Below are 19,991 nucleotides of genomic sequence, written 5' to 3'. Positions count from 1 at the left end.
CAGAACATTCCGACAGGGGAGCGCCTGCGACGGCGCTGAGAGTGCGGCGAGGGACCTGAAAGCGAGGTCTCAGGCCGCAGACCCTCCCACCTGATCCGGGTCATACCGGCGTAGGGAGTCATCGCAGATGAGAACCACATCCCGGCGTGCCGCCGGCGCGCTCGTCCTGGCCACCGCCGCCGCGACCGTGCTGGCCGCCTGCGGCAGCGACTCGCAGGACAAGGGCAAGGACGCCAGGGGCAGCGGTGCCGCCGGGAGCGGCTCCAAGACCGTCACCCTGGTCAGCCACGACTCCTTCGCCGCGTCGAAGTCCGTGCTCGCCGAATTCACCAAGGAGACCGGCTACACGGTCAAGGTGCTGCGCGGCGGGGACGCCGGCGCGGCCGTGAACCAGGCCATCCTCACCAAGGACCACCCGCGCGGTGACGTCTTCTTCGGCGTCGACAACACCCTGCTTTCCCGGGCGCTCGACAACGGCCTGTTCACGCCGTACACGGCCAAGGACCTCGGCCAGGTCCCCGCCGACGTGCAGCTCGACGCGGCGAAGCACCGGGTCACCCCGATCGACTCGGGCGACGTCTGCGTCAACTACGACCGGGCCTACTTCACCGCCCACCACCTGGCACCGCCGCAGACCTTCGCCGACCTGGTCAAGCCGGCGTACAAGAACCTGCTGGTCACCGAGAACGTGTCGACGTCCTCGCCCGGCCTGGCCTTCCTGCTGGGCAGCGCCGCCACCTACGGCGACGCGGGCTGGCAGGCGTACTGGAAGCAGCTCAAGGGCAACGGGGTCGAGGTCGTCGACAGCTGGGAGCAGGCCTACAACGACCGCTTCTCCGGCTCCTCGGCCGGCAAGCAGGCCAAGGGCGACCGGCCGCTGGTGGTCTCCTACGCCTCCAGCCCGCCCGCCGAGGTCGTCGGCGTCACCCCCGAGCCGGCCCAGTCACCCGTGGGGGTGGCCACCGGCACCTGCTTCCGGCAGATCGAATTCGCCGGACTGCTGCACGGCGCGAAGAACACCGCGGGCGGCCAGGCGCTGATCGACTTCATGCTGAGCAGGACCTTCCAGCAGGACATGCCGCTGCAGATGTACGTCGACCCGGTGCGCAAGGACGCGGTCGAGCCGCCGGTCTTCGTCAAATACGGCGCGAAGATCGAGCACCCCACGACGCTCGCACCGGCGAAGATCGCCGCCCAGCGCGACGACTGGGTCGACGCGTGGAATGCGATCGTCCTGAAGTGAGCGCTGAAGCGAGCGCGCGGTGAGCGCGCTGCGGACGGCGTACGACCGCGGCGCCCGCAAGGCCGGCGGCCCCCGCGCGGGCGCCGGCCGGACCGGCGGCGGGCGCCGGGCGGCCGTCCGCGCCGCCCTGATGGCGCTCCCGCTGCTCTTCTTCGCGGCCTTCTTCGCCTATCCGGTGGCGGCGATCGTCACCCGCGGCCTGCACCAGGGCGGCAACTGGCAGTTCGGCCGCTTCGCCGACGTCCTGGGCGACGCCGGAATCCGCCATGTGCTGTGGTTCACCTGCTGGCAGGCGGCCGCGTCCACCGCGCTCACCCTGCTGGTCGCGCTGCCCGGCGCCTACGCCTTCGCCCGCCTGGACTTCCCCGGGCGGCGGCTGCTGCGCGCGGTCGTCACGGTGCCCTTCGTGCTGCCGACCGTCGTCGCGGGCTCCGCCTTCCTGGCCCTGCTCGGCCGCGACGGCCTCACCGACTCGCTGCTCGGGGTGCGGCTCGACACCAGCGTGTGGGCGATCCTCGTCGCCCACGTCTTCTTCAACTACGCCGTCGTGGTCCGCACCGTGGGCGGGCTGTGGGCGCAGCTCGACCCGGCGCAGGAGGACGCCGCCAGGATGCTCGGCGCCTCCCGGCTCGCCGCCTGGCGCCGGGTGACACTGCCCGCCCTCGGCCCGTCGGTGGCCGCGGCGGCTCTGATGGTCTTCCTCTTCACCTTCACCTCCTTCGGTGTGATCCAGATCCTCGGCGGCCCGACCCGCTCCACCCTTGAAGTGGAGATCTACCGGCAGACCGCGGAGGTCTTCGACCTGCCGACCGCCGCCGTGCTGACCCTGCTGCAATTCGTCGCGGTCATCGCGATCCTGGCCCTGCACGCCTGGTCGGTTCGCCGCCGCGAGTCCGCGCTGCGGCTGGTCGACCCGGCCCTGACCGCGCACCGGCCGCGCGGGGCGGCGGAGCGTACGTTGCTGGGCGGTGTGCTCGCCGTGATCGGGCTGCTCATCCTGCTGCCGCTCGGGGTGCTCGTGGCCCGCTCCTTCGACACACCCAGCGGCTACGGCCTGGCCTTCTACCGGGCGCTCGGCTCGACCGACGGCGGCACCTTCAGCGTCGCCCCCTGGGAGACCGTGGGCAATTCGCTGCGCTTCGCCGCCATCGCCACCGCCATCGCGCTGGCCGTCGGCGGGCTGGCCGCGGCGGCGCTGGTGCGCAGGGCCGGCCGGCTGGTCCGCGGCTTCGACGCGCTGCTGATGCTGCCGCTGGGCACCTCCGCCGTCACCGTGGGCTTCGGCTTCCTGATCGCGCTCGACAAGCCGCCGCTCGACCTGCGGGACTCCTGGCTGCTGGTGCCGCTCGCCCAGGCACTGGTCGGCACGCCCTTCGTGGTGCGGGTGATGCTGCCCGTGCTGCGGGCGGTCGACGAGCGGCTGCGCGAGGCCGCGGCGGTGCTCGGCGCTTCGCCGTGGCGGGTCTGGCGCGAGGTGGAACTGCCCATGGTCTCCCGGGCCGTGGCAATTGCCGCGGGTTTCGCCTTCGCCGTCTCGCTGGGCGAATTCGGCGCCACCGTCTTCATCGCCCGCCCCGACGACCCCACCCTGCCGGTCGCCGTCGCCCGGCTGCTGGGCCGGGCGGGCGCGCTCAACTACGGCCAGGCGATGGCCCTGAGCACCGTCCTGATGGTGGTCTGCGCCGCCTCGCTGCTGGCGCTCGAATCGCTGCGCACCACCGGATCGGGGGAATTGTGACCGCAAGAGCCACCGCGGGAGCCGCCTCAGGCGCCGGAGCACCTACCGCGCAGGGCGCGGCGGACGGCGCCCTGCTGCGCCTTGACGCCGCCACCGTGCGCTTCGGGGCGCGGGCCGCGCTGGACGCCGTGGACCTGGACGTCGCCGAGCACGAGATCGTCAGTGTGCTGGGCCCCAGCGGCAGCGGCAAGTCCACCCTGCTGCGGGCCGTCGCCGGACTCACCGCCCTGGACGCGGGCCGGGTGCTGCTCGGCGGCGCCGACCAGCGCGACGTGCCGGCGCACCGCCGCGGGGTCGGGCTGATGTTCCAGGACCACCAGCTCTTCCCGCAGCGCGACGTCGGCGGCAATGTCGGCTTCGGCCCCCGGATGCACAAGGCGCCGCGCGAGCAGCGGCAGCGCCGGGTCGCCGAACTGCTCGACCTGGTCGGCCTGCCCGACGCGCAGCCCCGCGCGGTCGCCGCGCTGTCCGGCGGCGAGCAGCAGCGGGTCGCGCTGGCCCGCGCGCTGGCGCCCGAGCCGCGGCTGCTGATGCTGGACGAGCCGCTCGGCCAGCTCGACCGCTCGCTGCGCGAACGCCTGGTGGTGGAGCTGCGGCAGCTCTTCGGCCGGCTCGGCACCACCGTGCTGGCCGTCACGCACGACCAGGGCGAGGCCTTCGCGATGGCCGACCGGGTGGTGCTGATGCGCGACGGCAGGATCGCCCAGACCGGCACACCGCTGGAGGTCTGGCAGCACCCGGCGGACGAGTTCGTCGCCCGCTTCCTCGGCTTCGAGACCATCACCGACGCGGTGGTCGCCGGCGGTGTCGCCGCCACCGACTGGGGCAGGCTGCCCGCCCCGGCCGGTGCCCCCGACGGGCCCTGCCGGCTGCTGGTCCGCCCGACCGGCGTACGGCTGTCGGCGGAGGGCGTCCTGCGCTGCGAGGTGGTCTCCCGCACCTTCCGCGGCGGCCATGTCGCGGTGCGGCTGCGCCCCGAGCGCGGGCCGCTCCTCGAAGCGGAGTGCGCGCTGCGGGCCGCCCCTCGGGAGGGCGAGTCCGTGGGCGTCGCCTTCGACCCGGAGGACATCGTCGTCCTGCCCCGCTGACCCGGGCGGTGGCGGGGCTGCGGCCCGCGCCCGGACCGCCGTGGGAACCACCCGCATGGGCACCGATGAGTTTCGCCGCCCCGATCCGTCCTATCTGCTGGAAGGGCGAGGACGCCCTCAGGCCGACGAGATCCGGGAGCACACCATGCAGAAGATCACCACCTTCCTCTGGTACGACGACAAGGCCGAGGAGGCCGCGGCCTTCTACACCTCGCTCTTCGACGACTCGCGCGTCGTCCGCGAGCAGCGGTACGGCGACGCGGGGCCCGGCGTGCCCGGCACGGTGATGCTGGTGGAGTTCGAGCTGGCCGGGCAGCGCTTCCTGGCGCTGAACGGCGGCCCCCACTTCACCTTCAACGAGGCGATGTCGCTGTCCGTCGACTGCGGGTCCCAGGAGGAGGTCGACCGCCTGTGGGCGGCGCTGACCGAGAAGGGCGGCGAGGAGGGCCCCTGCGGCTGGCTCAAGGACCGCTACGGCGTCTCCTGGCAGATCGTGCCCCGGCGGCTCGAAGAGCTGATCGCCGACCCCGTCCCGGCCAGGTCGGAGGCCGCCGTGAAGTCGATGCTGGCCATGAAGAAGATCGTGGTCAAGGAGTTGGAGGACGCCGTCGCCGCCGCTGGGTGAGCAGGGCCGGCTGCCGCCCGGCTACTTCTCCGCCAGCCGGGCCAGCGCGTCGGGCACCTCGGCCACCGACTCGACGAGCGCGATGCGCCACGCCATCGGGTGGTCGCGCGCGAGCGCGCTCAGCAGCGGCCAGGCCGGCAGCTGCTCGGTCCAGTGCGCCCTGTCGACCAGCACCATCGGCGCGGGCTCGCCGCGCGAGGAGTAGTAGTTCGGAGTCGCCGCGTCGAAGATCTCCTGCACGGTGCCCGCCGCGCCCGGCAGGAAGACCACGCCGGCATTGCAGCGGGCCAGCAGGGTGTCCTCGCGCACCGAGTTGGCGAAGAACTTCGCCACGTGCGAGGCGAAGGCGTTCGGCGGCTCGTGGCCGTAGAACCAGGTCGGCACCCCGAGCGACGTGCCGCCCTCCGGCCAGCGCTCCCGTACCTCGAAGGCGGTCAGCGCCCACGCGCCCACCGACGGGCGGAAGGACGGCGCCCCGCCGAGCACGGACAGCGCCTTGCCGAGCATCACGTCCTCGTGCGGCGCGGCGTAGGCGCCGAAATTCGCCGCCTCCATCGCGCCGGGCCCGCCGCCGGTGGCCACCGTCAGGCCCTCGCGGGCCAGGGTACGGCCGAGCCCGGCGGCCCCGGCGTAGGCGTCGGTGCCGCGCTTCATGGCGTGGCCGCCCATCACGCCCACCACCCGGGCGCCTGCCAGATGCTCGTCCAGGGCGTCGGTCACGGCGTCGTCGTGGATCGAGCGCAGCATCGAGGCGAGTATGTCGCCGCTCGCCGAGGTCGACCGGAACCAGTCGTAGGCTCGGGCGTCGGGCGTGTGCTCGTAGCCGCCGGCCAGATCCGCGTACAGCTCCGGAGGGGTGTACAGCGTGGCACGGTAGGGGTCGAAGGGCAGGTGCGGGACCGGCGGGAAGACCAGCGCGCCGCCAGCCCTGACATGCGCGAGCGCCTGCGGCTCCATCGGGCAGCCGAGGAAGACCGCCTGCGTGGTGTCGGCGACCAGCAGCGCGAACGTACGGTCCGTCAGGTCGACGGCTTGCAGGCGGTATCCGGCGAAGGAGCCGGTCAGGGCGACCCGGTCGAATTCCTCCAGCGTCTCGATCTCACGGGCGGGCGGGGGCGGGGTGTCGGCAGGCACGCCTGCACGATAGCCCGCCGGCCGGCTCACCGGGTGGCCGGTACGGTCGCGAGCCCCGCGACCACCGCCGTGAGGGGGATCGCGACCGCGAGCAGCACCCCGGCGCGCAGCGCGAGCGCGCCGCGCAGCAGGGCCGGCGAGGCCCCCAGGTCGCGCAGCGCCGTGGTGGAGCGCGCCCTGGCGCCCCTGGCCTCCAGCGTCGCGGTGCCCGCGATGGCCAGCACGCACACGCCGATCAGGGCGGCGGCGAAGACCGTCAGCGGGCCGAGCCGGTGTCCTGCGCCGCTCTGCAGGTCGTAGACGGCCACGGCCGCCGTCGCCGTCGCGCACAGCAGGCCGAGCGGCCGGCCGATCCTGCGCGCCTCCTGCTGGAGCGCCCGCCCGGCCAGCAGCCGCAGCGCGCCGGGGCGGTGCAGGGCCAGCAGCCGCCCGCACAGGTGCACCAAGCCGGGCCCGGCGACCACCATGCCTGCCGAGGCCACCAGCCACCCCGCGGCTGTGGCGGGCGACACGGAACCGAGGCCGCTGGGCAGCGGCAGCGTGTCCCCGCGCTGCGCGCTCACCTGCACGGCGAGCCCGATCGCGGTCAGTGCGACGCCCCACGGCAGCCCCGCGGGCGCGGCGCCCGGCTTCGGCGCCCGCGGCTGCCACAGCCCGGCGGCGGCGACGCCGGCCGCTGCCAGCGGCACCGCGGCCAGCAGCGTCGCGGCGCCCGCGACGGGCAGCCGGTGCCCGGCGCCGAGCACACCGGACGCGGAGCCCGCGTACGGCACACCGTCCAGGTCGCCGCGCAGGTAGAGGAAGAGCAGCAGGGCGACCGCGCTGCCTGCGGCGCAGGCCAGCGCGGCGCCTGCGGCGCCGATCATCGCGGTCGCTGTCCTGCCGAGTCCGATCGCGGCGAGCCCCGAGCGCGGCCACCCCAGCGGCTGCGCGCGGCCGACCGCCGCGGCCAGCTGGACGGTCAGCGCGACCGGCAGCAGGCACCACACCAGCCGCGCCCCGGCCCCGGCCCCGGCGCCGGGCTGCGCGTGCCCCAGTGCCCACCCGAGCGCGGACAGCAGCAGCAGACCCGTACCGGCCGCCGCGGCGACCACGGTCAACCACCGGCCCATGGCTCCGAGCCGGGCCCCGCGCACCATCCGCCAGCTCAGCACGACGCCGCCCGAGGGTGGTGGGAGCCGCGCACCGGGCCGCCCTCGTGGCCGTTGCCGGGGTCCGCCTCGTGAACGGGGCTCTGCCCGTGGACGCTTCGCCGGGTCATGCGTTCGCCGGGGCCGGGTCGGGGGTCTCGCGGTCCTGGGGGGCCGTCGCCGGGTCGGAGCGGCCGTCGCGCAGGGCCAGCGTGCGGTCGGCGTAGGCGGCGGTGCCCGGGTCGGTGCCGGTGAGGACCACGGTCATGCCGTGGGAGCGGGCCGCGCTGGTGAGGGTGCGCAGCACCTGGGCGCGCTCCGCGTGGTGCAGGGGGGCGGCCGGATCGTCGGCGAAGACCACCGCGGGCACCGCGACCAGGGCGCGGGCCACCGCGACGCGCTGGCGCTCCGACTGGAGCAGCGCGCCGGGGTGCTTGCGGGCGGCGGGGCCGACGTCGAGGCGCTCCAGCCACTCCTGGGCCTTGGCGCGGGCGGCCCGCGACCTGACGCCGCGCATCAGCAGCGGCAGCGCGGCGTTTTCCCACGCGGTCAGCTCGGGCAGCAGGTCGGGCTCGCTGCCTACCCAGCCGAAGCGCTCCCTGCGCAGCTGGTCGCGGGCGGCGGCGGCCAGCGTGTGGACGGGTGCGCCGTTGAACCACACCTCGCCCTGGTCGGGCACCAGCTGCCCCGACAGGCAGCGCAGCAGTGTCGTCTTGCCGCTGCCGCGCGGCCCGACCACACCGAGGATCTCTCCCTCGCGCAGTGCGACCGAGACGCCGAGCAGGGCCGGCGAGCCCCGGTGGGAGTGCCGCAGGGTGCGGGCGAAGAGCACGTCGTTGTCGGGCGGGGCCACCATGCCGTTCCTCCGCGAGTCGTCCCCCCGGCGGCAGGCGGCGATGTGTCGCCGACGCCGGGGAGTGGGCGGTCACTCCCCGGCACCGTAGGCAGGCGGTGGCCGCGTACGCCCGCAGGCGCGTCGGCCGGCCGCGCCGATCCGTCCGTACGGGTGAGCGCGGCCGACGGCCTCAGAGCTTCGCCCAGGCCTCCGTCAGGACCGTGCGCAGGATGCCCTCGATGTCGTCGAAGAGCGCCTGGTCGGAGATCAGCGGCGGGGCGAGCTGGACGACCGGGTCGCCGCGGTCGTCGGCGCGGCAGTACAGGCCGCTGTCGTAGAGGGCCTTGGACAGGAAGCCGTAGAGGACGCGCTCGGTCTCCTCGTCGGTGAAGGTCTCCTTGGTGGCCTTGTCCTTGACCAGCTCGATGCCGTAGAAGAAGCCGTTGCCGCGGACGTCGCCGACTATCGGCAGGTCGCGCAGCCGGTTCAGCGTGCCGAAGAAGCCGGCCTCCGTGTCCAGGACGTGCTGGTTGAGGCCCTCGCGCTCGAAGATGTCGAGGTTGGCCAGCGCGACCGCGGCCGACACCGGGTGGCCGCCGAAGGTGTAGCCGTGCAGGAAGGTGTTGCCGCCCGCGTAGAAGGGCTCGGCGATCCGGTCGGAGACGATGCAGGCGCCGATCGGCGAGTAGCCGGACGTCATGCCCTTGGCGCAGGTGATCATGTCCGGCACGTAGCCGAACTTCTCGCAGCCGAACATCGTGCCGAGCCGGCCGAAGGCGCAGATCACCTCGTCGGAGACCAGCAGCACGTCGTAGGTGTCGCAGATCTCCCGCACCCGCTGGAAATAGCCGGGCGGCGGCGGGAAGCAGCCGCCCGCATTCTGCACCGGTTCGAGGAAGACCGCGGCGACCGTGTCGGCCCCCTCGAAGAGGATCTGCTGCTCGATCTGGTCGGCGGCCCAGCGGCCGAAGGCCTCCGGGTCGTCGCCGTGCAGCGGCGCCCGGTAGATGTTGGTGTTGGGCACCTTGCGTGCGCCCGGCACCAGCGGCTCGAAGGGCGCCTTGAGCGCCGGCAGCCCGGTGATGGACAGCGCGCCCTGCGGGGTGCCGTGGTAGGCGACGGCCCGTGAGATGACCTTGTACTTCGTGTGGTTGCCGGTCAGCTTGTGATACTGCTTCGCCAGTTTCCACGCCGTCTCGACGGCCTCGCCGCCGCCGGTGGTGAAGAAGACCTTGTTCAGGTCGCCCGGCGCGTAGTGCGCCAGCAGCTCGGCCAGCTCCACGGCCTTGGGGTGCGCGTAGCTCCACACCGGGAAGAAGGCCAGCTCCTGCGCCTGCTTGTACGCGGTCTCGGCCAGCTCGTGCCGCCCGTGCCCCGCGTTGACCACGAAGAGCCCGGACAGGCCGTCGATGTAGCGCTTGCCGTGGTCGTCGTAGATGTACGTGCCCTCGCCGCGCACGATGGTCGGCACGGGTGCGTTCTCGTAGTCCGACATGCGGGTGAAGTGCATCCACAGGTGGTCGTACGCCGTCTTCGACAGGTCTGCGCTCATGGCTATCTGGTTCCCCAGGTGTAGGTCTGCTTGCGGAGCTTGAGGTAGACGAAGCTTTCGGTGGAGCGCACGCCGGGCAGTGCGCGGATGCGTTTGTTGATCAGCTCCAGCAGGTGGTCGTCGTCCTCGCAGACGATCTCGGCGAGCAGGTCGAAGGAGCCCGCGGTGATCACCACGTATTCGACCTCGTCCAGCGCCGCCAGGGCGTCGGCGACCGGGTCGATGTCGCCCTCGACGGTGATGCCGACCATCGCCTGCCGGCGGAATCCCACGGTGAGCGGGTCGGTGACCGCGACGATCTGCATGACTCCCTGGTCGAGCAGCTTCTGCACCCGCTGCCGCACCGCGGCCTCCGACAGGCCCACGGCCTTGCCGATCGCCGCGTAGGGGCGGCGGCCGTCCTCCTGGAGCTGCTCGATGATCGCCTTCGACACCGCGTCTATCGACGGCGACCCGCCGTTCATGTCACGTGTGGCCACGCGCCCCACTGTGCAGGAGAGGTCGACGGTCCCGCAAGCCCCGCACGATGAAATTCGTCGCCGAGTGCCGTCCTGGATACCGATTCGGTTGTCGGTGGGAGTTGGGTATGTCGAATACGGCAGTTCTGCGGCTAAGCTGGGAGCTGTCTCAGTGCGTGGACATCCGACAGAGCACCGTGATCCGGACGACCAGGGAGCAATCGCCGTGACCGAACTCCGCAACCTGCGCAACTACATCGACGGAGAATTCCGCGCGGCCGCGGACGGCCGCACCACCGAGGTGGTCAACCCGGTGACCGGCCTGGCGTATGCCACCGCGCCGCTGTCCGGCGCCGAGGACGTCGACGCGGCCATGGCCGCGGCCGCCGCGGCTTTCCCCGGCTGGCGCGACACCACGCCGTCGGACCGGCAGAAGGCGCTGCTGCGGATCGCCGACGCGATCGAGAAGCGGGCCGCCGAGATCGTCGCCGTCGAGAGCGAGAACACCGGAAAGCCGATCGGCCTGACCGCGAGCGAGGAGATCCCGCCGATGGTCGACCAGATCCGCTTCTTCGCCGGTGCGGCGCGGATGCTGGAGGGCCGCTCCGCGGGGGAGTACATGGAGGGGATGACCTCCATGGTCCGGCGCGAGCCGGTCGGGGTCTGCGCGCAGGTCGCGCCCTGGAACTACCCGATGATGATGGCGGTCTGGAAGTTCGCGCCCGCCATCGCCGCGGGCAACACGGTGGTGCTCAAGCCGTCGGACACCACCCCGGCGTCCACCGTGCTGCTCGCCGAGATCCTGGGCGAGCACCTCCCCAAGGGCGTCTTCAACGTGATCTGCGGCGACCGCGACACCGGCCGGCTGATGGTCGAGCACCCGGTGCCCGCGATGGCCTCGATCACCGGCTCGGTCAGGGCCGGCATCGAGGTCGCCGGATCCGCCGCCAAGGACCTCAAGCGGGTCCACCTCGAACTGGGCGGCAAGGCCCCCGTGGTGGTCTTCGAGGACGTCGACATCCCGCGCGCCGTCGAGGACATCGCGGTGGCCGGCTTCTTCAACGCCGGCCAGGACTGCACCGCCGCCACCCGCGTCCTGGTGCACGAGTCGATCCACGCCGAATTCACCGCCGCCCTGGCCAAGGCCGCCGCCGACACCAAGACCGGCAGGCCCGACGACGAGGACGTCCTCTACGGCCCGCTGAACAACGCCAACCAGCTCGACCAGGTCAGCGGCTTCATCGAGCGGCTCCCCGCGCACGCCAGGATCGAGACCGGCGGCCACCGCGTCGGCGAGGAGGGCTACTTCTACGCGCCCACCGTCGTCTCCGGGCTGCGGCAGGACGACGAGATCATCCAGCGCGAGGTCTTCGGCCCGGTCATCACCGTGCAGTCCTTCACCGACGAGGAGCAGGCCCTCACCTGGGCCAACGGCGTCGACTACGCGCTGGCGTCGTCGGTGTGGACCAAGGACCACGCCCGCGCGATGCGGATGTCCAAGCGTCTGGACTTCGGCTGCGTCTGGATCAACACCCACATCCCGCTGGTCGCCGAGATGCCGCACGGCGGCTTCAAGCAGTCCGGCTACGGCAAGGACCTGTCCGGCTACGGCTTCGAGGACTACACGCGGATCAAGCACGTGATGACGTCGCTGGACTGAGGGTCGCTGGACCGAGGACTGCTGCCGCAGGTCTGTCGCCGCACCCCCGCCGGGGAGTGCGGGACAGCCCCCGGGCAAAGCTCCCAAGGGCCGGCCCTCAGGGGCGCCCCGCCGGGCCGCTCGCCGTGCCGCCCGGCGCGGGGCGCCCCGTCAGGCGCTGGAGCGCGGTCAGCCGGTTCGTGGTGACCGCGTCCGTGCCCAGCGCCAGCAGGCGGCGCATCGAGCGCGGCCAGTCGGCGGTCCAGGCCGCCACCAGCAGGCCGTGCTCGCGGGCGTAGGTGACGGTGGGCCGGTCGACCAGCCCGAAGCGCAGGTTCAGCCAGCGCGGCGCCACCTCGGCCAGCAGCGTGGGCGCGGGCCATGCCGAGGTCGTCCAGGTCAGCGCGATCTCCGCGTCCGCGTCCGCGTCCCGCACGGCACGCATGGCGGTCGCCCCGCCGCAGTAGTAGACCCGCTCTTCGGCCCCCGCGGCGCGGACCGCGGCCAGCGTCGGGCCGACCTGTCCGGCGTGGGTCAGGTCGAGCAGCATCCTGCCGTGCGCGTGGCGCCGCAGCTCCGCGAGCGCGTCGCCCAGCGCCGGCAGCTCCCCGCCGGTGAGCTCGACGACCTCGTCCCAGGCCAGCCCCGCGACGGCCTGCGGGTGGCCCCACAGGCGGTCCAGCGACGGGTCGTGCAGCAGCACCGGCATCCCGTCCGACGTCACCCGGATGTCGACCTCGACGGCGTCCGCGCCCTTGAGCAGCGCGGAGCGCACCGACGGCAGGGTGTTCTCGCGGTGCGCGTAAGGATCGCCCCGGTGGGCGACGGTCAGTGCCATGCGGCCGCGTAGGCGTCGATCTCGGCGGCGATCCGCGCCTTGCCCGGCGCGTCGAGGAACGACGCCTCGACCGCGTTCTTCGCCAGCCCCGCCACCCCGAGGTGGTCGAGCTCCAGGAGCCGGGCCGCGACCGCGTACTCGGTGTTCAGGTCGGTGCCGAACATCGGCGGGTCGTCGCTGTTGATCGTCACGAGCACACCCGCCTCGACCATCTGCCGTATCGGGTGCTCTTCGAGCGTGGCGACCGCCCGGGTGGCGATGTTGGACGTCGGGCAGACCTCCAGCGGGATGCGGTGCTCGGCCAGGTGGTCGAGCAGCCGCGGGTCGCCGGCCGCGCTGGTGCCGTGGCCGATCCGCTCGGCGCCCAGCTCGCGCAGCGCGTCCCAGACCGTCTCGGGCCCGGTGGTCTCCCCGGCATGCGGCACGCTGTGCAGCCCGGCGGCGCGCGCCCGGTCGAAGTACGGCTTGAACTGCGGCCTGGGCACCCCGATCTCCGGCCCGCCGAGACCGAAGGAGACCAGCCCCTCCGGCCGCAGGTCGATCGCGAGCCGCGCGGTCTCCTCCGCCGAGGCGATCCCCGCCTCGCCGGGGATGTCGAAGCACCAGCGCAGCATCACGCCCAGCTCCGCCTCCGCCGCCTTGCGGGCGTCCTCGATCGCCGCCATGAACTCGCGGTCGGGGATGCCGCGCCGGGTCGAGCTGTACGGCGTCACCGTCAGCTCGGCATAGCGCACGTTCTGCCGGGCCATGTCCCTGGCCACCTCGTAGGTGAGCAGCCGTACGTCCTCGGCGTCCCTGACCAGGTCGACCACCGAGAGGTAGACGTCGATGAAGTGGGCGAAGTCCCGGAAGCTGAAGTAGTCGGCGAGCGCCGCCGGATCGGTCGGCACGGCCGAGTCCGGGTGCCGGGCGGCCAGCTCCGCCACGATCCGCGGCGAGGCGGACCCCACGTGGTGCACATGCAGCTCGGCCTTCGGCAGCCCGGCGATGAAGGCGTCGAGGCCGCCTGCGGGAGCGCTGTCGGGCATGCGGGGTCCTCCTGGACAAGGGTGCGGATACGACGGGCGGTGCCCTTCATCGTAGAACGGCCGCCGGCGGCCTCTCAGCGGCGCCCCGGACCGGCGGATCGGCGGCCCCGGGCACAGATTTCGTCGCGTAACCAAATGGCAACAACGGAATCCCTTGTTGGAGGACGACCCCTCTGTCAGGATCAGCCACCAATCCGGGCATCGGCCACGCTGTCGGGCGACCGGGCAGCGCTCGCCGATAACCCCCGCGAAGGCCCCGAGACCGGAGGGCGTCATCCATGGAGCAGTACGAGCCCCTGCCCCCGCCGCTGCGGGCGGCCCTGCGGCGCAGTATGAGCGGCGGACGTGCCGCGATGGGCCGGCGGACGCTGCTGCGCGCCGCCGGCCTCGGCGCGGTCGGCGCGGCGGGCCTGGCCGCCTGCGGGATACCCGCGGCGGGCCGCACCGGCGACGGCACCGCGTCCACCGACCACTCGGCGCAGGAGAAGACGGTCGACTTCTCCAACTGGACCGAATACATCGACGTCTCCGACGACGGCAAGCACCGCCCGACCCTGGCGGCCTTCACCAAGCGCACCGGGATCAAGGTCAAGTACACCGAGGACATCAACGACAACGTCGAATTCTTCGGCAAGATCAAGCCGCAGCTGTCCGCGGGCCAGGACACCGGGCGCGACCTGATGGTGCTCACCGACTGGCTGGCGGCCAGGATGATCCGGCTCGGCTGGGTGCAGCAGCTCAACCCCGCGCACCTGCCGCACGCCTTCGCCAACCTCGAACAGCGCTTCCGCAGCCCCGACTGGGACCCGGGACGCGCCTACTCGTACCCCTGGCAGGGCATCGCGACCTGCATCGCCTACAACAAGAAGGCCACCAAGGGCCGGGCGGTCACCTCGATCTCGCAGCTGCTCGACGACCCCTCGCTCAAGGGCCGGGTCGCGATGCTGTCCGAGATGCGCGACACCATCGGCATGACGCTGCTCGACATGGGCCACAAGCCGGAGACGGTCACCGACGACACCTACGACGCGGCGCTCGCCCGGGTGCAGAAGGCCGTCGACAGCCAGCAGATCCGCAAATTCACCGGCAACGACTACACCGACGGCCTGAGCAAGGGCGACATCGCGGCCTGCGTGGCCTGGGCGGGCGACCTGGTGCAGCTGCGGATCGACGACCCGGACATCGAGTACGTCTTCCCCGACGCCGGATTCCTCTTCTCGACCGACAACCTGCTGATCCCCGCCAAGGCGCGGCACAAGACCAACGCCGAACGCCTCATCGACTACTACTACGAGCCGCAGGTCGCCGCCCAGGTGTCGGCGTACATCGCCTACGTGTGCCCGGTGGCCGGGGTGAAGCCGTACCTGGCGAAGATCGACCCGTCGCTCGCCACCAACCCGCTGATCCTCCCGGACGCCGCGATGGACGCCAAGTCGCACAGCTTCCGCTCCCTCAGCGAGGACGAGGACACCCGCTACGAGGAGAAGTTCTCCAAGCTCATCGGCGCCTGACCCGAGGACAACTGCCATGACGACCGAACCCACCGCAGTGCCCGGCGACGCCGTCCGCCTCTCCGGGCTCAGCAAGACCTACGGGTCCTTCACCGCCGTCCACCCGCTGGACCTCGCCGTCCCCGCCGGGTCCTTCTTCGCGCTGCTCGGCGCGTCCGGCTGCGGCAAGACCACCACCCTGCGGATGATCGCGGGCCTCGAAGACCCCAGCACGGGCTCCGTCGCACTCGGCGGCAAGGACGTCACCGCCCTGCCGCCCTACAAGCGCCCGGTCAACACGGTCTTCCAGAACTACGCGCTCTTCCCGCACCTGGACGTCTACGAGAACGTCGCCTTCGGGCTGCGCCGCCGCGGCATCAAGTCGGTCAAGCAGCAGGTCGGCGACATGCTGGACCTGGTGCAGCTCGGCGGCATGGCCCGCCGCAAGCCGCACCAGCTCTCCGGCGGCCAGCAGCAGCGGGTCGCCGTGGCCAGGGCGCTGATCAACAAGCCCGAGGTGCTGCTGCTCGACGAGCCGCTCGGCGCCCTCGACCTCAAGCTGCGCCGCCAGATGCAGCTGGAGCTGAAACGCATCCAGACCGAGGTCGGCATCACCTTCATCCACGTCACCCACGACCAGGAGGAGGCCATGACGATGGCCGACACCGTCGCGGTGATGAACGGGGGACGCGTCGAGCAGCTAGGCGCCCCCGCCGACCTCTACGAGAACCCCGGCTCCACCTTCGTGGCGAACTTCCTCGGCACCTCCAACCTCATCGAGGCCGAGGTCACCGGCACCTCGGGCGGCGACATCCAGCTGGTCTCCGCCGGACAGCGGCTCACCCTGCCCGCCGCGAGGTGCGGCGCCAAGGTCACCGCGGGCGGCACGGTGCTCGCCGGCGTCCGCCCGGAGAAGATCGCGCTGGCCCACCGGGACGACGAGGACGCGATACCCGAGGGGCGCAACCGGGTGCCGGGACGGATCGTCGACTCCAGCTTCATCGGGGTGTCCACGCAGTACGTGATCGACAGCCCGGTCTGCCCGGAGCTCGAGGTCTTCGTGCCGAACGTCGAACGCGACGGCCGGCTCGTCCCCGGCGCCCCCGTCGTCCTGCACTGGAACCCCGCGCACACCTTCGGCCTGGACGCCACCCAGGACATCGACGCCGGGCTCGACTCCGACGCGGTCGAGGCGGCGCTCTCCCCGGACGGCGCGGGCACCGCCGCGGAGGCCGCCGTATGACCGCCGCCACCGCGCCCCCGCCGACCGCCCCGGGGCCGGCGGCCGTACCCGCGGCGCTGCGCCGGGCCGCCGGGCGGCGCCGGCTGACGCCGTATCTGCTGCTGCTCGCCGGGGCCGCCTGGCTGCTGGTCTTCTTCGTCGCCCCGATGGTCTACCAGGCCTCGACCTCCGTGCAGACCGGGTCGCTCGACAAGGGCTTCAAGGTCACCTGGCACTTCGCGACCTACTGGGACGCGCTGCGCGAATACTGGCCGCACTTCCTGCGGTCGCTGCTCTACTCCGGTATCGCCACCGCGGCCTGCCTGGCGATCGGCTACCCGCTGGCGTACATGATCGCCTTCAGGGCCGGGCGCTGGCGGAACGTGGTGCTGGTCCTGGTGATCGCGCCCTTCTTCACCAGCTTCCTGATCCGCACCCTGGCCTGGGAGACGATCCTGGCCGACCAGGGGCCCGTGGTGTCGTTCCTGAACACCGTGCACGTCCTGGACGTCACCTCGTGGCTGCACGTCACCCAGGGCGACCGGGTGCTCGCCACCCCGCTGGCGGTGGTCTGCGGGCTGACGTACAACTTCCTGCCCTTCATGATCCTGCCGCTCTACACCTCGCTCGAACGGATCGACGGGCGGCTGCACGAGGCGTCAGGCGACCTGTACGCCACGCCCTTCACCACCTTCCGCAAGGTGACCTTCCCGCTGTCGCTGCCCGGGGTGGTCGCGGGCACGCTGCTGACCTTCATCCCGGCGACCGGCGACTACATCAACGCCGAGTTGCTGGGCTCCACCAACCAGAAGATGATCGGCAACGTCATCCAGTCGCAGTTCCTGCGGGTGCTCGACTACCCGACGGCCGCCGCGCTGTCCTTCATCCTGATGGCGGCCATCCTGGCGATCGTCACCGTCTACATCCGCAGGGCCGGGACGGAGGAGCTGGTCTGATGCAGACGCGTCCGATGCGCTGGCTGCGCAGGAACGTGGTGGTGCTCGCGGGAGTCCTCGCGCTCGGCTACCTCATCCTGCCCAACCTGGTCGTCCTGGCCTTCTCCTTCAACAAGCCCAAGGGCCGCTTCAACTACACCTGGAACCACTTCTCCACCGACGCCTGGCAGCACCCCTGCGGCGTCGCCGACATGTGCGGCTCGCTCACCCTGAGCCTGCGGCTCGCGGTCTACGCCACCATCGGCGCCACCGTGCTCGGCACCATGACCGCCTTCGCGCTGGCCCGCTACCGCTTCCGCGGCAGGGCCGCCACCAACATGCTGATCTTCCTGCCGATGGCGATGCCCGAGGTCGTGATGGGCGCCTCGCTCGGCACCCTCTTCCTCAACATGCGCATCCGGTTCGGCTTCTGGACGATCCTGATCGCGCACATCATGTTCTGCCTGAGCTTCGTGGTCGTCGCGGTCAAGGCCCGCATCATGAGCATGGACCCGCGCCTGGAACAGGCCGCCCAGGACCTCTACGCCACCCCCGCCCAGACCTTCCTGCGGGTCACCCTGCCGCTGGCGGCACCCGGCATCGCGGCCGGCGCGCTGCTGTCCTTCGCGCTGTCCTTCGACGACTACATCATCACCAGCTTCAACGCGGGCAGCACCGTGACCTTCCCGATGTTCGTCTGGGGCTCCGCGCAGCGCGGCACCCCGGTGCAGGTCAACGTCATCGGTACGGCGATGTTCGCGGTCGCGGTGCTGCTGGTGGTGGCCGGGCAATTCGTCGGCGGCCGCCGCAGAGGGGCGCGCACCTGACCCGGCCACCGGACCACCGACACCGCCGCCACCTTCCACCGGAGGAGCCATGGACCCGGCCGCCCGTTCGCTCGCCGGCGCCGAGCAGACGCCCTACTGGCTCGACGACCCCGCGCGGCCCCCGGCGCGGGCGGCGCTGACCGGCGAGGAGGACTGCGACCTGCTCGTCGTCGGCGGCGGCTACACCGGGCTGTGGACGGCGCTGCTGGCCAAGGAGCGCGACCCGGACCGCGACGTGGTGCTCGTCGAGGGGGCCAGGGTCGGCTGGGCCGCCTCGGGCCGCAACGGCGGCTTCTGCGCCGCCAGCCTCACCCACGGCGCCATGAACGGCCTGGCCCGCTGGCCGGCGGAATTCGCCGCGCTCCGCCTCCTCGGCGACCGCAACCTCGACGCCATCGAGGCGGCGGTCGCGCGGTACGGCATCGACTGCGACTTCGAGCGCACCGGCGAGATCGACGTGGCCACCGAGCCGTACCAATATGCCGAGCTCCGCGAAGCCGCGGCAATTGCCACGGCGAACGGCCTCGACGTCGAACTGCTCGACCGCGACCAGGTCCGCGCCGAGGTCGACTCGCCCACCTTCCACGGCGGCCTCCACGACCGGCACGGCGTCGCGATGCTCAACCCCGCCCGGCTCGTCTGGGGCCTCCAGCGGGCCGCGGAGGAAGCCGGCGTACGGATCTACGAACGCAGCCCCGCCACCGCCATGGTCAGGCACCGCGCCGGCATGGCCGTACGCACCCCCTACGGCCGGGTGCTGGCCCACCGGGTCGCGCTCGGCACCAACGCCTTCCCCTCCCTGGTCCGCCGGGTCCGCCCCTACACCGTCCCGGTCTACGACTACGCCCTGGTCAGCGAGCCGCTCACCGACGCCATGCGCCAGGCGGTCGGGTGGCGCGGCCGGCAGGGCCTCGGCGACAGCGCCAACCGCTTCCACTACTTCCGGCTCACCGCCGACCAGCGCATCCTGTGGGGCGGCTACGACGCGGTATATCCCCGCGGCGGCAGGATGAGCGCCGACTACGACCACCGCCCCGCCACCTACCGCACCCTGGCCCGGCACTTCTTCACCTGCTTCCCGCAGCTCGAAGGCCTCGCCTTCAGCCACGCCTGGGGCGGCGCCATCGACACCTGCACCCGCTTCTCGGCCTTCTTCGGCACCGCCTGCTCCGGCCGGGTCGGCTACGCGGCCGGCTACACCGGGCTCGGGGTCGGCGCCAGCAGATTCGGCGCCGAGGTGGTGCTCGACCTGCTGGCCGGCGCCGACACCGAGCGCACCCGGCTGGAGATGGTGCGCAGGAAACCGCTGCCCTTCCCGCCCGAGCCGCTCGCCTCCGCCGGGATCGGCCTGACCAAGTGGTCGCTGGCCCGCGCCGACCGCGCCCAGGGGCGGCGCAACCTGTGGCTGCGCGCCATGGACCGGGCAGGGCTCGGCTTCGACAGCTGACCCCTCGCCGGGGGCGTGCGGGCCGTGCTGCGTGAGCCGTCTCACTACCGACGAGTGGCGAAACCCGCGTAATAACCGTCCGCCTGCGCCCTCTCCCCCGTGACAGCAGTGCTCACTGGGCAGAAGGAGGGGTCGGCATGGGCAGCGCCGGGGCGATGAGTGCGGTCGAATGGCTGGCGTCGGTGGCGCACGATCCGGAGGGCGTCCGCCGGGAGTGGGAGGACAACCCGCTCGGGGTGACGCTGCTGCCCGCCGGGCGCAAGTGGGACGTGCTGGTCCTCGGCAGCGCGCTGGGCTACCCGACCCTGGACGTCCTCAGCCGGCTGGTGGACCGGCCGGGACCGGTGCTCGCCGACTTCGGCGACGCGCGGATCGGCTTCTTCGTGCCGCCCGGCACCGCCGCCCGCTGGCTGGGCACCGGTGTACGGGCGGTGGGCCGCGGCACCTGGATCGTGGTGCCCTACCCCGGCCGGCCCACCCGCGGGGTGCGCTGGCTGGTCCCGCCGGACGGCACCGGCCACCTCACCGACCCGGTCGTCCTCGAACTGGCCATGCACGAGGCGGCCGCGCAGCTGGCGGATGGCTAGTGCGGTGACCGCACAGGTCCGCCGGCTCGCGACGCCCGGCACTGGGGACACCTCCCGCCGAAGGCGGAACTTCGCGGCGTTGCCGAATCGGCCGAGCAGGCCCGCTACGAGGCTGATCCGGCGCCTTGCGATGCACCGCACCGGACGTCGCGAGCTTTCCGGCGAACCTCTGCGG

General features: G+C 72.6%; 18 protein-coding genes and 1 riboswitch. Of the genes, 11 read left to right on the top strand and 7 right to left on the bottom strand.

Annotation, left to right across the window (positions count from 1 at the left end):
* Nucleotides 1-4: 4 nt before the first annotated feature.
* Nucleotides 5-134, top strand: a riboswitch (TPP riboswitch).
* The 4 genes from OG900_11370 (at nt 128) to OG900_11355 (ending at nt 4,694) form a co-directional block, all read left to right on the top strand.
* Nucleotides 128-1,243 carry a thiamine ABC transporter substrate-binding protein gene (locus tag OG900_11370; protein WUH90634.1) on the top strand — a complete coding sequence of 372 codons (1,116 nt, stop codon included), beginning with the start codon at nt 128-130 and terminating at the stop codon, nt 1,241-1,243. Its footprint overlaps the riboswitch before it by 7 nt.
* 130 nt (nt 1,244-1,373) lie before the next feature.
* Entirely contained in the window at nt 1,374-2,981 is a 1,608-nt protein-coding gene (locus OG900_11365) for an iron ABC transporter permease (protein ID WUH95712.1), read from the top strand.
* A gap of 71 nt (nt 2,982-3,052) precedes the next feature.
* Entirely contained in the window at nt 3,053-4,069 is a 1,017-nt protein-coding gene (locus OG900_11360) for an ABC transporter ATP-binding protein (protein ID WUH95711.1), read from the top strand.
* Nucleotides 4,070-4,214: 145 nt separating this feature from the next.
* Entirely contained in the window at nt 4,215-4,694 is a 480-nt protein-coding gene (locus OG900_11355; protein ID WUH95710.1) for a VOC family protein, read from the top strand.
* 21 nt (nt 4,695-4,715) lie between these two features.
* On the opposite strand, the gene OG900_11350 is transcribed toward OG900_11355, so the two are convergent.
* The 5 genes from OG900_11350 to OG900_11330 form a co-directional block, all read right to left on the bottom strand.
* Nucleotides 4,716-5,828: an LOG family protein gene (locus OG900_11350; GenBank protein WUH90633.1), complete on the bottom strand. Its 1,113-nt coding sequence runs from the start codon at nt 5,826-5,828 to the stop codon at nt 4,716-4,718.
* Between the two features lie 26 nt (nt 5,829-5,854).
* Nucleotides 5,855-6,982, bottom strand: coding sequence for a hypothetical protein (locus tag OG900_11345; GenBank protein ID WUH90632.1), 1,128 nt, complete (start codon nt 6,980-6,982; stop codon nt 5,855-5,857).
* Between the two features lie 103 nt (nt 6,983-7,085).
* On the bottom strand, nt 7,086-7,814 hold the full coding sequence (locus tag OG900_11340; GenBank protein WUH90631.1) for an ATP-binding cassette domain-containing protein: 729 nt from the start codon (nt 7,812-7,814) through the stop codon (nt 7,086-7,088).
* A 169-nt stretch (nt 7,815-7,983) separates the two neighbouring features.
* Nucleotides 7,984-9,345: an aspartate aminotransferase family protein gene (locus OG900_11335; GenBank protein ID WUH90630.1), complete on the bottom strand. Its 1,362-nt coding sequence runs from the start codon at nt 9,343-9,345 to the stop codon at nt 7,984-7,986.
* A gap of 2 nt (nt 9,346-9,347) precedes the next feature.
* Nucleotides 9,348-9,809 carry an Lrp/AsnC family transcriptional regulator gene (locus OG900_11330; protein WUH95709.1) on the bottom strand — a complete coding sequence of 154 codons (462 nt, stop codon included), beginning with the start codon at nt 9,807-9,809 and terminating at the stop codon, nt 9,348-9,350.
* A gap of 220 nt (nt 9,810-10,029) precedes the next feature.
* Between OG900_11330 and OG900_11325 the strand changes: the two genes are divergently transcribed.
* A complete protein-coding gene (locus OG900_11325; GenBank protein ID WUH90629.1) occupies nt 10,030-11,463 on the top strand; it encodes a gamma-aminobutyraldehyde dehydrogenase in 1,434 nt (477 codons plus the stop codon).
* Between the two features lie 97 nt (nt 11,464-11,560).
* Here the strand turns inward: OG900_11325 and OG900_11320 are convergent, their stop codons facing one another.
* Nucleotides 11,561-12,280, bottom strand: coding sequence for a glycerophosphodiester phosphodiesterase (locus tag OG900_11320; protein ID WUH90628.1), 720 nt, complete (start codon nt 12,278-12,280; stop codon nt 11,561-11,563).
* Nucleotides 12,271-13,308, bottom strand: coding sequence for an adenosine deaminase (locus OG900_11315; protein ID WUH90627.1), 1,038 nt, complete (start codon nt 13,306-13,308; stop codon nt 12,271-12,273). The genes OG900_11320 and OG900_11315 overlap by 10 nt, the downstream gene beginning before the upstream one ends.
* Nucleotides 13,309-13,586: 278 nt before the next feature.
* Between OG900_11315 and OG900_11310 the strand changes: the two genes are divergently transcribed.
* The 6 genes from OG900_11310 (at nt 13,587) to OG900_11285 (ending at nt 19,816) form a co-directional block, all read left to right on the top strand.
* On the top strand, nt 13,587-14,819 hold the full coding sequence (locus OG900_11310; GenBank protein WUH90626.1) for a spermidine/putrescine ABC transporter substrate-binding protein: 1,233 nt from the start codon (nt 13,587-13,589) through the stop codon (nt 14,817-14,819).
* A 16-nt stretch (nt 14,820-14,835) separates the two neighbouring features.
* Entirely contained in the window at nt 14,836-16,041 is a 1,206-nt protein-coding gene (locus tag OG900_11305; protein ID WUH90625.1) for an ABC transporter ATP-binding protein, read from the top strand.
* Nucleotides 16,038-16,976, top strand: coding sequence for an ABC transporter permease (locus OG900_11300; GenBank protein WUH90624.1), 939 nt, complete (start codon nt 16,038-16,040; stop codon nt 16,974-16,976). Before OG900_11305 ends, OG900_11300 begins: the two co-directional genes overlap by 4 nt.
* Before the next feature lie 14 nt (nt 16,977-16,990).
* Nucleotides 16,991-17,782 (top strand): ABC transporter permease, encoded by a 792-nt coding sequence (locus tag OG900_11295; GenBank protein WUH95708.1) that lies wholly within the window; start codon nt 16,991-16,993, stop codon nt 17,780-17,782.
* A gap of 49 nt (nt 17,783-17,831) precedes the next feature.
* Nucleotides 17,832-19,229: an FAD-binding oxidoreductase gene (locus OG900_11290; protein WUH90623.1), complete on the top strand. Its 1,398-nt coding sequence runs from the start codon at nt 17,832-17,834 to the stop codon at nt 19,227-19,229.
* 137 nt (nt 19,230-19,366) lie between these two features.
* Entirely contained in the window at nt 19,367-19,816 is a 450-nt protein-coding gene (locus tag OG900_11285) for a hypothetical protein (protein WUH90622.1), read from the top strand.
* Nucleotides 19,817-19,991 lie beyond the last annotated feature (175 nt).

This window comes from Streptomyces sp. NBC_00433 (genome assembly GCA_036015235.1).
Lineage (GTDB): Bacteria > Actinomycetota > Actinomycetes > Streptomycetales > Streptomycetaceae > Actinacidiphila.
This window is presented reverse-complemented; position numbering and strand designations above follow the sequence as displayed.